The sequence below is a fragment of the Solilutibacter silvestris genome (genome assembly GCF_050574925.1).
GTDB classification, from domain to species: Bacteria; Pseudomonadota; Gammaproteobacteria; order Xanthomonadales; family Xanthomonadaceae; genus Solilutibacter; species Solilutibacter silvestris_A.
Genome location: NZ_JBCMOO010000003.1, coordinates 208,531 through 221,520 on the forward strand (window position 1 = coordinate 208,531; position 12,990 = coordinate 221,520).

Consider the following 12,990-nt stretch of genomic DNA (forward strand, 5'->3'; position numbering starts at 1 on the left):
ACGCCCGGGATGACCGGGCGTTTTTTCGTTCCATGCATTCTTCTCAGGCAGGATGCCCACTGCGCCCCGGCACTTCCTGATTGCGTTGCCCAGCGTTCTGGGCAAGTTGCTGTTGCTGGTCGAGTGCCTGCGCTTCTTGCGCGGTGTCCTTCAACGGCGGCGCAGGTTCCTTGCCGTTCACCGAAACGCGGAATCCCGGTGTCGTGCCCATGACATATAAAGTGTCATCGAACGTCTTCACGATTCCGATCTTGCCGGAATCCGTCATGCCGTCCTTCTTGGCCAGCAGCACGGCCAATCCAACATGGTCGTCCGAGATCCGCGGTGGCGAACCGTTCCTGATCTTTTCGAACATGCCCTGATCGGTCGGGGACAACTGCGCGTGCGTTTCGGGCTTCGGCTCCTTGGCCGACTGCTTGATTTCTTCCGAGGTGGTGATGGCCTTGGGCACCATCCTGCTTTCGGACATGAAACCGTCGCGGCCATCGTCCATCAACGTCACGATGGCGCTGTTCGGTCCCGCACGACCGGTTTTCGGGTCCGGCTGCAACACCAGCGAATACGGATGCCCACCCTGACCGATACCCTCGCGCGCATGCGTGCGGGCAACGGCCGCAGTCGCGGCATCGATCTCCGCTTCGGAACGCGAAACCCCGGCACTGGCGTAAGCGCCGGCAACCATGCCGCGCATCGTCGCCGGCTTGGGCAATGTCGGATTGGCGAGCGCTTCCGCCGCGAGCCTGGAATATTCCTGCAAGCCGGACTGCTGGCTCTGGTGCGTCGCGTTCAACTCCTCGCGAATATTGCCGCTGGCCTGGTTGGTGCCGTAGATCATGCCGGGCGTGGTCCACTCGCCATTGGCCCCACGCGTGTACGTATTGCCATCGGATGCCTGCAGGATATCGGTCTTCGTCCCGGCGTCCTTCACCGCAGGCGGAACTTCGCCGTTGCGGTTCCATCCAAACTCGTTGTAGGCCACCTGGTAACGCGCCGCGACCGCGGCAGGCGTGTTGGCCGCATTCTGCGCGATGATCAACCTCGATGCCTGTTCCAGTTCCGCCGCGCGTTGCGGACTGGCGGTTTCACCGTGATTGACCGTGATGCCATGTTCCAGAACTTCGGTGGTGACCGTGCGCGTCCACGCATGCGTCTGCGGATCGCGCGTCCAGTTCTCGCTGGAAATCCCCTTGCTGTCGCCCTTTCCCGGCGGAATCGAATAAGGATCCTGCGGCGTCGCGAGATTCGCCAATCCAAGTTCATAGGATGCGTTGGCGGATTTGTAGTTCAACTCGTTCGCGAGCACATCGCCGGCGACGTATTGGACCTTGCCGAACACCGGCGTCACGCCCTTCGCCGATACCGTCGTGTTGGCCTTGACCTGCTGGGTTTCCGCCGTGCGCGTCCACGTTCCTTTCGGATCGGCGGGATCGCGATGCCATTCGTTGCCGTCCTTGTCCTTCTGGGTGAAAACCCGCTCGATGTCCTTCTGCTTGGCCCATTTTTCGCCAAGAAACGCGCCGCCAACGCCGCCCACCACGCCACCGACCGCACCGGTCACCAATGCCCCCGGCCCGGTTTCGGAACCCGCGACCAGGCCATAACCGGCGCCCGAGAGAAAGCCCACTGCAATCCCGCCGCCGATGCCACCGACATTGCGGCCGATGAAATGCGTTTTCGCCGATGCCGCGCCCGTCGCATTGCCCTGCGCTTCCAGCTTCAGCACCTGGTGTCCGGTGGTGACGAAGTCGTAGGCGACTGCGGCAACCGCGACCGCAGTCGCGCCTTTCGACAGCATGCCGGGGCGCAGGCCTTTTGTCGCGCCGGCAACTTCGCCGCTGATTGCTGCTTCGCCTACGGATGCAATGGGTGCGCCCAGTCCGGTTGGCGCAGTGGCAAGGCCCGCACTCGCCAGTTCGGCAGCAGGCGTGAATTTCGCCGCATCCGTACCGAGCGTCGCAGCAGCTTCGCGCGAGATCGTGACCTTGGTGACGACAGGCCCGGGATTGTCGGGGGCGACAAATATGCCTTTCGGTGCGGCCTCGATGAACTGCGCCTGCACCTTCGGCAACACCGCTTCGGCACCGCCCTGCGCATATAGCGCTTTGAGTTCACCAACGGGTTGCCCGCCAAGCGTCCTGACATTGGGATTGTTCAGTACTTCGGGCAATTCCACCTTGCCGAAGACGCGTTTGATGTTGGCGTCGCTGGCGACCAACTTGATATCGCCGCGAAGCGAACCAGCGAATTCGTGCGATGCCTCGCCCCACAGGCAACCTTCCAGTGAGGTCGCGCTGCGGGCTATCGCTTCGGAATCACCATACTGGAAGCTCGCGGCCAATTTTTCCGCTGCTTCTGCCGCGTATCCCTGTTTCTCGAAAATCCTCTGCGCAGACCTTTCTATGGCCTGTTTGACGCCATTGTCCGACAGGAATTCCGCGCGCGGCGTCTTGTTGATGATCGGAAGTCCGGTTTTTTCCGAGAGCTCAAGCGCGATGGCCTCCGAATTTACCCCGCCAACAGGGCGGCTATAGAGAATGCCGCCTTCGCCGGAAGCCTTCGCGGAGAATTTTCGCGCGACCTCCTGGATTTCCTCCAGCGAATTCGCTTTCTTGATCTGCTCGATCTGGCCGGAATAGTCGGTCATTGCATCACCGTCCCGCCAACCTCCGCAGCGACGAGAATCCATCCATCCTGGAACTCGACCTTCCCCATGAACCGGGATGTCTCCGTCTGGTCCAGGACCGTCGGAGGATCGGCGTATTCCAGGCCAGCCTGGATGAGCTGGATCACGAGGTTGTGTGCAATGACCTCGTCGTCCGCCGTGAAAACTCCGCGCGCGTCCGCGCCTGGCATGCCGACGTCTTCGCCTCGGCCATAACCAAAGGCATCGATCGCGATGTTGTAATCGTTCTGGTTTTCCAGATACGACCGTTTGATCTCACCGAAATATTCTCTTCCGTGGAGTTCCAGCGCAAACGTCTTGCGCCCTGTCTCATCCCAGCAACGGAAGGTTCCGGCGAATCTCGCCCGTCCTTGGGGGAACTGCACCCAATCAAAGGGAGAAAAAGTCGAGCCCGCTGCATCACTGTTCATGGCGAAACACCTTCCTGTTTGTTCTGGCTCGCGAAATGATCGGCAGTCGTCGAAGCGATTTCTGCATGGGTGGACATTGTCCAACCAGCGCACTCTACCAAATATTTGTGACGGCCATCATATTATCCATGCCCGCTTCCTCAAAACAAAAACGCCCGGCATGACCGGGCGTTTGCGTTGCGCTGATGGAGCCTCGGCTTACGGACGGCGAGCCAGTGCCGCGTCGTCCTTGGCCTTCGGCAGCAGGTCCTGGCGCGACACCTTGAACGGGCCGATGGCCAGCAACGGAACCGCCACGATCACCGAGGAGATCACCACGATCACGGCGCCGATCATGTGCGTTTCGGCCAGGCCTTCCATGGTGCGGCCGCCGTACATGTACAGCGCCATCGCCGACAGGAAGAACATCACCGCCGTGATCACCGTGCGCGACAGCGTCTGGTTGATCGAACGGTTCAGCACTTCGTTGGCATCGACGCGCAGCGTGCGGAAATTTTCGCGGACACGGTCGAAGACCACGATGATGTCGTTGATCGCGAAGCCCATCACCGAAAGCAGGCCGGCAAGCACGGTCAGGTCGAACTCGCGGCCGAGCAGCGACATGTAGGCGATGGTCAGGATCAGGTCGAAGAACGCGGTCATGCTGGCCACGATCGCGAACTTCAATTCGAAGCGGAAGGCGATGTAGATCAGGAAGCCGACCAACATGAAGATGGTCGCGTAGAGACCGTTCTTGGCGAGGTCCTTGCCGACCTGCGGGCCGACGAATTCGCCGGGCTGCACGGCGACCGGATTGGCGTCGGTATTGACCGCCTGGCGCACCTGCTCGGAGATCTTGCGCGATGCGTCGTCGGCGTTGTTGTGCTCGCCCTGCGGCTGTAGGCGGATGATCACGTCGTTGCCGGTGCCGGCGTTCTGCACCAGCGCGTCGTGGAAACCGGCCTTGGTGAGCTGGTCGCGGACGTGGTTGGTCTCGACCGGCTGGGCGAAGTGCGCGCGCACGACGGTGCCGCCGGTGAATTCCAGCGCATAGTTGAAGCCCTTGAGGCCGATGACGGCGATCGAGCCGATCAACAACAGCAGCATCAACACCAGGATCGGCCGGCTCGGCCGCATGAAGTCGATCTTGGTGTCGTTGGGAAGGATATGGAGCGGGAACAGTTTCATGGATATCGTTTCCGTGGCCCGATCAGATGGCGATCGACTTGAGGTGCTTGCGACGGCCGTAGATCAGCGTGGCCAGTGCGCGCGACACCGTGATCGCGGTGAACATCGAGGCGAAGATGCCGATGATCATCGTCAACGCGAAGCCCTTCAGCGGTCCGCTGCCGAAGGCATACAGCGCCACGCCAACGATCAGGCCGGTCAGGTTGGCGTCGAAGATGGTGTGGCTGGCCTTCTCGTAACCGGTCGCGATCGCCGCCTTGGGCGGCATGCCGTGTCGCAACTCTTCGCGGATACGTTCGTTGATCAGCACGTTGGCGTCGACCGACAGACCGACCGACAGCGCCAGGCCGGCGAAACCGGGCAGCGTCATCGTCGCGCCGAACAGCGACATCACCGCCACCACGATCAGCAGGTTGAACAGCAGCGCCACCGAGGTGATCACGCCGAACATGCGGTAGTAAATGGTGAAGAAGCCGAGGGTGAACAGGAACGAGAACACCACGGCCCTGATGCCGCGGCTGACGTTCTCGGCGCCGAGGCTCGGGCCGATCACGTATTCCTCGACGAAGTCCATCGGCGCCGCCAGCGCACCCGACTTCAGCTGGCGGACCAGGTCGGTCGCCTGCTGCTGGGTGAGGCCGGTGGTGAGGAAGTTGGCGCCGAACGGTTCATTGATGTCCGGCGCGGCGATCACGCGTTCCTGCACGCGCGAGCCGCGCACTTCCTTGCCGTCGGCATCCTTGGTGACGGTCGGGATGCGATCGATGTAAACCGTCGCCAGGCGCTTGTGCACGTTGTTGACGGTGTGGTCGAACATGCGCTTGCCGGCAGCCGCGGTCAGCGTCACCGTCACCGACGGCAGGCCGGTCTTTTGATCCGGGACCGCTTGCGCGTTCAACAGTTCGTCACCGCTGACCAGGATGCGCTTGGACAGCAGGATCGGGCGACCGTCCTCGAAGTGGTAGAGCTTGGAATCCGGCGGCACGTTGCCGCTGCGCTGCGCTTCCGCAGCGGTCAGCTCGTCACCGGTCACGGCGCGGAACTCCAGCGTCGCGGTCGCGCCGATCTGGCGCTTGGCTTCGGCGGTGTCCTGCAGGCCCGGCAGTTCAACCACCAGGCGATCGTTGCCCTGGCGCTGCAGCACCGGCTCGGCCACGCCAAGTCCGCTGATGCGGTCGGCGATCACCGCGCGGTTCTGGTCGATCGCGTCGACCGCGACCTTGGCGGAATCCTGCGTCGTCAGGCTCAACACCACCTGGTTGCCACGCACTGCAGTGGTGTAGGGATTCGTGCCGCCGGCAGCGTTGGCGCGCAGGCCGGCATCGATCACCTGCTTGGCCTTGTCGGCATCGGCAGCCGCCGGCAGCGTCGCGACCACGGTCTGGTCGGGCATGCGGTCGACCGATCCGAAGGTCACCGACTTGTCGCGCAACAGCGCGCGCACGGTGTCGGCGGTGCCTTCGAGCTTCTTCTCGAGCGCGGCCTTCTCGTCCACCTGCATCAGGAAGTGCACGCCGCCCTGCAAGTCGAGGCCGAGCGACATCGGCTTGGCGCCCATCGAACTCAGCCACTTCGGCACGGTCGGCAACAGGTTGAGCGCGGTGGTTTCACCCTCGCCCAACACCGGCTTGATCGCGTCGCTGGCCTTGGTCTGGTCGCCCTGGTTGTTCAGGCGGATCAGCAGGCGCCCCTTGGCGTCGGTTTCCTCGGCCTTCGGCGTGATCTTCGCCGAAGCCAGCGCGGCATTCACCTTGCCCTTGAGCACGGCATCGACCACCGCGCCATTGGCTGCGGTGACCTGCACCGAAGGATCCTGCGGATAGAGATTGGGCATCGCATAGATCGTGCAGAAAGCGAGCACGAGGACGATGACGAGGTATTTCCAGCGGGCGAACTCAAGCATGGGCGGCACCTGCGCCCGCATCCGCGGGCGCATCGAGGGTCAATCGGAGGTCAGGCGTTCTTCAGCGTGCCTTTCGGCAACACGTTGGCGATGGCGCCGCGCTGGACGCGCATGCGCACGTTGTCGGCCACTTCGACGGTGACGAAGTTCTCGCCGATATCGGTGACGACGCCGGCGATGCCGCTGTTGGTCAGCACTTCGTCGCCCTTGGACAGCTTGTCCATCAACGCCTTGTGTTCCTTGGCGCGCTTGGACTGCGGGCGGATCACCATGAAGTACATCAGCAGGATGAACACCGGCACCATGACGAGCATGGACAGGCCACCACCCGGCGGCGGCGCGGCTTGGGCGGTCTGGGCCGCGGCGGGCGCGATCAGGAAGTCGAGCGGGGACATCGGCAGTCTCACGAAAACGTAACGGGAGATTATGCCATGCGGGCCCACAGCCCGGCTTTCAAGCCTCGGCGGCCGGGTTCCCTGCCCTGGCAGCGTAGAAAGCCTGACGGAAATCACTGAAACGGCCCATGGCGATCGCATCGCGCATCTGGGCCATCAGGCGCTGGTAGTAGCGCAGGTTGTGGAGGGTGCCGAGCATCGGGGCCAGCATCTCGTTGCAGCGGTCGAGGTGGCGCAGGTAGGCGCGGCTGTAGCCGCCGGCGCAGGCCTCGCAATCGCAGCCCTCCTCGATCGGTCGCAGATCCTTCTCGTATTTCGAATTGCGGATGCGGATGGTGCCGGTGGCGGTGAAGAAGTGGCCGTTGCGGGCGTTGCGGGTCGGCATCACGCAGTCGAACATGTCGATGCCGCGCGCCACGCCTTCGACCAGGTCCTCGGGACGGCCGACGCCCATCAGGTAGTGCGGACGATCCACCGGCAGCTGCGGCACCGTGTGTTCGAGCATGGCGTTGCGCTCGTCCTCGGTTTCGCCGACGGCGAGGCCGCCGACCGCATAGCCGTCGAAGCCGATCTCCTTCAGCCCTTCCGCCGAGCGGGTGCGCAGGTCGCGATGGACGCCGCCCTGGACGATACCGAACAACGCGGCGTCATTGCCTTCGTGGGCGCGCTTGCTGCGCGCGGCCCAGCGCAGCGACAGCTCCATCGAGCGTTCGACGATGCGCGGATCGACCGGCTTGCCATCGACATGCACCGGCGGACACTCGTCGAAGATCATCACGATGTCTGAATCCAGCACCTTCTGGATGTGCATCGATTCCTCGGGGCCGAGGAAGACCTTGCTGCCGTCAGTCGGCGCGGCGAAGGTCACGCCCTCTTCGGTGATCTTGCGGCGATGCGCCAGCGAGAACACCTGGAAGCCGCCGGAGTCGGTGAGGATCGGGCCGTTCCAGCGAGTGAAGCCATGCAGGCCGCCATGCGCGCCGATGACATCGAGGCCGGGACGCAGATAGAGATGGAAGGTGTTGCCGAGGATGATTTCCGCGCCGAGGTCGCGGACCTGCTGCGGAAGCACGCCCTTGACCGAACCGTAGGTGCCGACGGGCATGAAGGCCGGCGTTTCCACCGTGCCGCGCGGGAAGGTCAGGCGGCCACGGCGGGCGGCGCCATCGGTGGCGAGGAGTTCGAAATTCATCCGGGACATCCTGTCTATTATGGGCGATGCCATCGCCATCCATCGTTTTCGCCATGACCCGACCCAATTCCATGCGCCATTCCGCGATCGTCGCCATCGGCCTGCTGCTGTCGAGTCCGCTGCTGGCGGCAGCGCCCGGAGAATCGGAGTGGCCCTATCAGGCCGAATGCAGAAAGTGGGCCGATATTCCGGTTCCGACACGCGATATCGGCAATGCCCCGCAACAATGCGATGCGCAGGCGCTCTATTACGGCAAGGATGGCAAGGGCGCCGGGCGCGATGTCGCGGCTGCACGCCAATGCGCCTACCTTGAACGCGGCGACGGCAAGTCGATCCAGGATCAGGGGACGGTCTTCGGCGGTAGCGGCCTGTTGATGATGATCTACGCCAATGGCGAAGGCGTGGCCCGCAACATTCCCCTCGCCAAGCGTTTCGCCTGCGAATACGACGGCGCCCCGATGGAAGTGAGCGGGCGGCTGGAGCATCTCGATGCCATCGCCAGCGGCAAGGACCGCAAGCCCCTGGACATCTGCGACGACATCACCAGCGGCATGATGGAAGGCCAATGCGCGGCACGCGATGGCGATTCCGCACGGACGCAACGCGAAACGCAGTGGGCGTCATTGCAATCTTCGTGGTCGCCGACGCAACGCACCGCGCTCACGGAACTGCGCAAGGCCGCGGAAGCCTACTTCGAGAGCGTGTCTACCGAAGAAAACGACATGAGCGGCACTGCACGCGGCGCGATTGCCGAAGCCGCCTACGACAACCTCGACAAGGCCCTGCTCACGGATGTCGCGAATTTCGAACGCGGCAAGTTTCCGAAAATGCGCGCGCAGGATTTCATCGCCGCCGATCGCGGCTTGAACGCGACCTACAAGAAAGTGCTGGCGCGATTGAACGCCAACCCCGATTCCGGCCCATACGGAACGGTGACTGCGGAAGGCGTGCGCACGACCCAGCGCCTGTGGCTGGGCTATCGCGATGCCTGGGTTCGATTCGCTGCCGCCCGCTATCCGGCTGTCACCGCCGACGCCTGGCGCGCGTGGCTGACACGCGACCGCAACGGCGCGCTGATCGACATCATTTCCGACTGACGTCGTCCTGCGGCCACAGCAACATCGCGTCGCCATAGCTGAAGAAACGATAGCGCTCGCGCACGGCGTGTTCGTAGGCGGCGAGAATGCGTTCGCGCCCGGCGAAGGCGCTGACCAGCATCAGCAGCGTGCTTTCCGGCAAGTGGAAATTGGTGACAAGACCATCGACGCTGCGCACCGGGATGCCGGGATAAATGAAGATGTCGGTCTCGCCCGAGAACGGCTGCAGGTCATCGGATGTCATCGCACGACTCTTGACCCAGGCGCTTTCCAGTGCGCGCAGCACCGTGGTGCCGACCGCGATCACGCGACCGCCGGCGGCACGCGTCGCCCGCACCTTGTCGACCAATGCCTGCGGCACGTCGATCCATTCCGAATGCATGCGATGGTCGTCGAGGTTGTCGACGCGCACCGGCTGGAACGTGCCTGCACCAACGTGCAAGGTGATCCGCGCATAGTCGACGCCGCGATCGCGCAAGGCCTGCAGCAAGGCTTCGTCGAAGTGCAGGCCAGCGGTCGGCGCCGCCACCGCACCGGCACGTTCGGCGAACACCGTCTGGTAGCGCTCGGCGTCGGCGGCGTCCGGCGTGCGCTCGATGTAAGGCGGCAACGGCAGCTGGCCGACACGCTGCAGCCATTCAGTCAACTCGCCTTCGACGTGGAAGCGCAAAGTGAAGAATCCGCGTTCGTCGCGATCGATCACTTCGGCGTTGCCGCCGCCGTCGAGTTCGATCAATGAACCCGGCTTCGGCGTCTTGCTCGCGCCGACCTGGGCCTTCACCACGTCGTCGCCAAGCAGGCGTTCGATCAGGATCTCGACGTGCCCGCCGGTGGCCTTGCGCCCGAACAGTCGCGCCGGAATCACCCGGGTATCGTTGAAGACCAGCAGGTCGCCTGCGCACAGCAGCTGCGGCAAATCGCGGATGCTGCGATCGGCAAACGCCTCGTCGCCCGGCGGCACGACCAGCAGGCGACTGGCGGATCGTTCGGCAAGCGGTTGCTGGGCGATCAGTTCGGGTGGCAGGTCGAAGCGGAAGTCGGAGGTTTTCACGCCACCTATTTTAGCTGTGGAGTGCAGACGCGCGCCGTGTTCTCGTGAAGCGTATCGCCCGGCTGAGCGCCTATCGCGGTTATCCATATGGCCGACACGCCGTGAATACGTCCATGTAGGCTCATCCGCCGCATCCATGCGGCGGAATGGTCGGCCATACGGACGAACCGCATAGGCGCTGCCGGTGACGGGCTTTTCGCTTCTCTCTCAGGAAGCAACAACACGCGCGCGGCCGCGGGTGCGCCAGTCCGGAGCGTGGGCGTTGCGCCGCATGGATGCGGCGCACGAGCCTACATGGACGTACTTGCGGCGGCCCACGCACCGGAGCTGGCCTCCCGCGTAGCCAGCGCGTGCGATGCTCTGCCGCCTACCGCTCGAATTTGGTGGAGAGAATGATCGACGACGTCGTGCGCTCCACCCCATCGATTGCGCCGATGCGATCGGTCAGCACGTCCATCTCGCCAACCGTCGCCGTCGTCGCCTGCGCGATCAGGTCGTAACCGCCGCTGATCGAGTACAGCACCCGCACCTCGCGCATCGCCTGCAACGCCTTCACCACCGTCGCCATCTGCTTCGGCCGCACCGTGATCATGATGTGTGCGCGAATGCGGCTGCGCTCGTATTCGTCATCGACCCGCACCGTGTAACCGCCGATCACGCCGGACTGTTCCAGCCGTGCAATGCGGTTCTGCACCGTCGTCCGCGACAGCCCGAGCTTGCGAGCGATCTCGGCGGTGGATGCACGCGCGTTCTCGCGGAGTACGGACAGCAGCAATTCGTCGGCGGCAGAAATACTCATATCGTCGGATTGATAAGTCGTTTCGACCAGAATAACCCGGCGTTTGGTCGAAATGCACCTGTCGATCGGCGCGAATCCCGCGATAATGGGAGATTGCCGCGTATCCGGCCCAAGGATGCGGGCGCCAGACCGGGAGACCACGACATGAGCCTGATCGATACCCTCGCCCTGCTCCGCTCACACGGCGGCCAGCGCACCACCGGCCTCGACGACGCCACCATCCTCGACTTCGCCTCGCGCCACCCCGAACTCGGCGAGGCGATCGCCGCCGCTGCGTCGGCCTACCTCGACATCAAGGCCGACTTCCCCGAGCTGCTCGACCTCGAGGAAAACGCGCAGATCCAGCACGTGCAGTCCGGCTTCCTCAATTTCTACGCCGCCGATGCGGTGAACCCGTACGTGGCGCTGGTCGCACGCGGCCCGTGGGTCGTCACCCTCAAGGGCGCAGTGCTGAACGACAGTGGCGGTTATGGCATGCTCGGCCTCGGCCATGCCCCGCAGGGCGTGCTCGACGCGATGGCCAAGCCGCAGGCGCTCGCCAACATCATGACGCCGAACGTCGCCCAGCTGCGTTTCGACATCGCGATGCGCAAGGAGATCGGGCAGACTCGTGGCGGCTGTCCCTACACCAGCTTCATGTGCCTCAACTCCGGTTCGGAATCGGTCTCGCTGGCTTCGCGCATCGTCGATGCCAATGCGAAAACGATGACCGACCCGGGCGCGCGCCACGCCGGCAAGGAAATCCGCCGTGTCGTGGTCAAGGGCAGCTTCCATGGCCGCACCGACAAGCCGGCGCTGTATTCCGATTCCTCGCGCAAGACCTATGTGCAATACCTCGCCAGTTATCGCGGCGAACACAGCGTCATCACCATCGAACCGTATGACGTCAACGCGTTGAAGCAAGTTTTTGCGGACGCCGAAAAGAACGGCTGGTTCATCGAAGCGGTCTACCTCGAACCGGTGATGGGCGAAGGCGATCCCGGCCGCTCGCTGCCGCGTGCGTTCTACGATGCCGTGCGCACGCTGACCCGCGACCACGGCAGCCTGATGCTGATCGATTCGATCCAGGCCGGCCTGCGCGCCACCGGTTATCTCTCAATCGTCGACTATCCCGGCTTCGAAGACGCCGACGCGCCCGACATGGAAACCTATTCCAAGGCGCTCAATGCCGGCCAGTTCCCGCTGTCGGTGCTCGCCGCCGGCGAACGCGCGACCAACGCCTACAAGCGTGGCCTCTACGGCAACACGATGACCGCGAATCCGCGCGCGCTCGACGTCGCCTGCGTGGTGTTGAAGAGCCTCACCCCGGAGCTGCGCGCCAACATCCGCGAACGCGGCAAGCAGGCGCTGGCCAAACTCGAAGCGGTGAAGCAGGAAACCGGGCTGATCACCAAGGTCCAGGGCACCGGCCTGCTGTTCTCCTGCGAACTCGCGCCGGGCTTCAAGGGCTACGGCACCGGTTCCACCGAGGAGTGGCTGCGCGAACGGGGCATCGGCGTGATCCACGGCGGCGCCAACTCGTTGCGCTTCACTCCGCGCTTCGCGATGCAGGAAGACGAACTCGACCTCGTCGTCGCAATGGTCAAGCGTTCGCTGCTGGAAGGCCCGCGCGAGGCGCAGGACAAGGCGGCCTGATATCGTCGCACCATGAAGATCGTCGAAGTCCGCCACCCGCTGGTGCAGCACAAGATCGGCCTGCTGCGCGACGCCGAACTCAGCACCAAGGGTTTCCGCGAACTCGTCACCGAGCTCGGTACCCTGCTCGCCTACGAGGCGACGGCTGACCTCGAAACCGAACCGTCGACGCAACCCGGCTGGGCCGGCGAAGTGCAGGTGCGACGCATCGCCGGCGCCAAGATCACCCTGGTGCCGATCCTGCGCGCGGGTCTCGGCATGTTGCCCGGCGTGCTGGCGCTGATCCCCGCCGCCAAGGTCAGCGTGGTCGGCCTGCAGCGCGACGAAGAAACCCTGCAACCGGTGCCCTACTTCGAACGCCTGACCGGGCGCCTCGACGAACGCGATGCGCTGATCCTCGATCCGATGCTGGCCACCGGCGGCACCCTGATCGCGACCATCGACATGCTCAAGCGTGCCGGCGCCAAGCGCATCAAGGGCATCTTCCTGGTCGCCGCCCCCGAAGGATTGAAGGCGCTGGAAGCCGCACATCCCGACATGCAGGTCTACACCGCGGCGATCGACGAACGCCTCAACGAACACGGCTACATCCTGCCCGGCCTCGGCGACGCCGGCGACCGCATCTTCGGCACGCGCGTCGGCTGACTCCCTCTAGTTG

At 64.0% G+C, this 12,990-nt stretch carries 11 protein-coding genes; 3 read left to right on the plus strand and 8 right to left on the minus strand.

The window, feature by feature from the left end; genetic code table 11:
- Positions 1-43 precede the first annotated feature (43 nt).
- The 6 genes from ABE093_RS07710 to tgt all read right to left on the minus strand — a co-directional run bounded on the left by ABE093_RS07710 (position 44) and on the right by tgt (position 7,759).
- Positions 44-2,644, minus strand: a complete 2,601-nt coding sequence (locus ABE093_RS07710; protein WP_430760302.1) for a hypothetical protein — start codon at positions 2,642-2,644, stop codon at positions 44-46.
- Entirely contained in the window at positions 2,641-3,093 is a 453-nt protein-coding gene (locus ABE093_RS07715; protein ID WP_430760303.1) for a hypothetical protein, read from the minus strand. Before ABE093_RS07715 ends, ABE093_RS07710 begins: the two co-directional genes overlap by 4 nt.
- Positions 3,094-3,291: 198 nt before the next feature.
- On the minus strand, positions 3,292-4,260 hold the full coding sequence (secF, locus tag ABE093_RS07720) for a protein translocase subunit SecF (RefSeq protein ID WP_430760304.1): 969 nt from the start codon (positions 4,258-4,260) through the stop codon (positions 3,292-3,294).
- A gap of 22 nt (positions 4,261-4,282) precedes the next feature.
- Positions 4,283-6,163, minus strand: coding sequence for a protein translocase subunit SecD (secD, locus tag ABE093_RS07725; RefSeq protein WP_430760305.1), 1,881 nt, complete (start codon positions 6,161-6,163; stop codon positions 4,283-4,285).
- A 50-nt stretch (positions 6,164-6,213) separates the two neighbouring features.
- On the minus strand, positions 6,214-6,558 hold the full coding sequence (gene yajC, locus ABE093_RS07730; protein ID WP_430760306.1) for a preprotein translocase subunit YajC: 345 nt from the start codon (positions 6,556-6,558) through the stop codon (positions 6,214-6,216).
- 58 nt (positions 6,559-6,616) lie between these two features.
- On the minus strand, positions 6,617-7,759 hold the full coding sequence (gene tgt, locus ABE093_RS07735; protein WP_430760307.1) for a tRNA guanosine(34) transglycosylase Tgt: 1,143 nt from the start codon (positions 7,757-7,759) through the stop codon (positions 6,617-6,619).
- A 44-nt stretch (positions 7,760-7,803) separates the two neighbouring features.
- Between tgt and ABE093_RS07740 the strand changes: the two genes are divergently transcribed.
- A complete protein-coding gene (locus ABE093_RS07740; RefSeq protein WP_430760308.1) occupies positions 7,804-8,847 on the plus strand; it encodes a lysozyme inhibitor LprI family protein in 1,044 nt (347 codons plus the stop codon).
- Here ABE093_RS07740 and queA read toward each other — a convergent pair.
- Both queA and ABE093_RS07750 read right to left on the minus strand, forming a co-directional pair.
- Positions 8,834-9,898 (minus strand): tRNA preQ1(34) S-adenosylmethionine ribosyltransferase-isomerase QueA, encoded by a 1,065-nt coding sequence (gene queA / locus ABE093_RS07745; RefSeq protein ID WP_430760309.1) that lies wholly within the window; start codon positions 9,896-9,898, stop codon positions 8,834-8,836. The two genes, ABE093_RS07740 and queA, sit on opposite strands and share 14 nt — an antisense overlap.
- A 367-nt stretch (positions 9,899-10,265) precedes the next feature.
- Positions 10,266-10,697 (minus strand): Lrp/AsnC family transcriptional regulator, encoded by a 432-nt coding sequence (locus ABE093_RS07750; protein ID WP_430760310.1) that lies wholly within the window; start codon positions 10,695-10,697, stop codon positions 10,266-10,268.
- A 144-nt stretch (positions 10,698-10,841) separates the two neighbouring features.
- On the opposite strand from ABE093_RS07750, the gene ABE093_RS07755 reads away from it, so the two are divergent.
- Positions 10,842-12,332: an aminotransferase class III-fold pyridoxal phosphate-dependent enzyme gene (locus tag ABE093_RS07755; RefSeq protein WP_430760311.1), complete on the plus strand. Its 1,491-nt coding sequence runs from the start codon at positions 10,842-10,844 to the stop codon at positions 12,330-12,332.
- A 12-nt stretch (positions 12,333-12,344) separates the two neighbouring features.
- Entirely contained in the window at positions 12,345-12,977 is a 633-nt protein-coding gene (gene upp, locus ABE093_RS07760) for a uracil phosphoribosyltransferase (RefSeq protein WP_430760312.1), read from the plus strand.
- Positions 12,978-12,990: the final 13 nt, after the last annotated feature.

Excerpts from the sequence above, each read along its gene's own strand:
- ABE093_RS07755 (WP_430760311.1), top strand. The coding sequence starts at position 10,842 with ATGAGCCTGATCGATACCCTCGCCCTGCTCCGCTCACACGGCGGCCAG.
- secF (WP_430760304.1), bottom strand. The coding sequence starts at position 4,260 with ATGAAACTGTTCCCGCTCCATATCCTTCCCAACGACACCAAGATCGAC.
- secD (WP_430760305.1), bottom strand. The coding sequence starts at position 6,163 with ATGCTTGAGTTCGCCCGCTGGAAATACCTCGTCATCGTCCTCGTGCTC.
- ABE093_RS07750 (WP_430760310.1), bottom strand. The coding sequence starts at position 10,697 with ATGAGTATTTCTGCCGCCGACGAATTGCTGCTGTCCGTACTCCGCGAG.
- tgt (WP_430760307.1), bottom strand. The coding sequence starts at position 7,759 with ATGTCCCGGATGAATTTCGAACTCCTCGCCACCGATGGCGCCGCCCGC.
- upp (WP_430760312.1), top strand. The coding sequence starts at position 12,345 with ATGAAGATCGTCGAAGTCCGCCACCCGCTGGTGCAGCACAAGATCGGC.
- ABE093_RS07715 (WP_430760303.1), bottom strand. The coding sequence starts at position 3,093 with ATGAACAGTGATGCAGCGGGCTCGACTTTTTCTCCCTTTGATTGGGTG.
- yajC (WP_430760306.1), bottom strand. The coding sequence starts at position 6,558 with ATGTCCCCGCTCGACTTCCTGATCGCGCCCGCCGCGGCCCAGACCGCC.
- ABE093_RS07710 (WP_430760302.1), bottom strand. The coding sequence starts at position 2,644 with ATGACCGACTATTCCGGCCAGATCGAGCAGATCAAGAAAGCGAATTCG.
- ABE093_RS07740 (WP_430760308.1), top strand. The coding sequence starts at position 7,804 with ATGACCCGACCCAATTCCATGCGCCATTCCGCGATCGTCGCCATCGGC.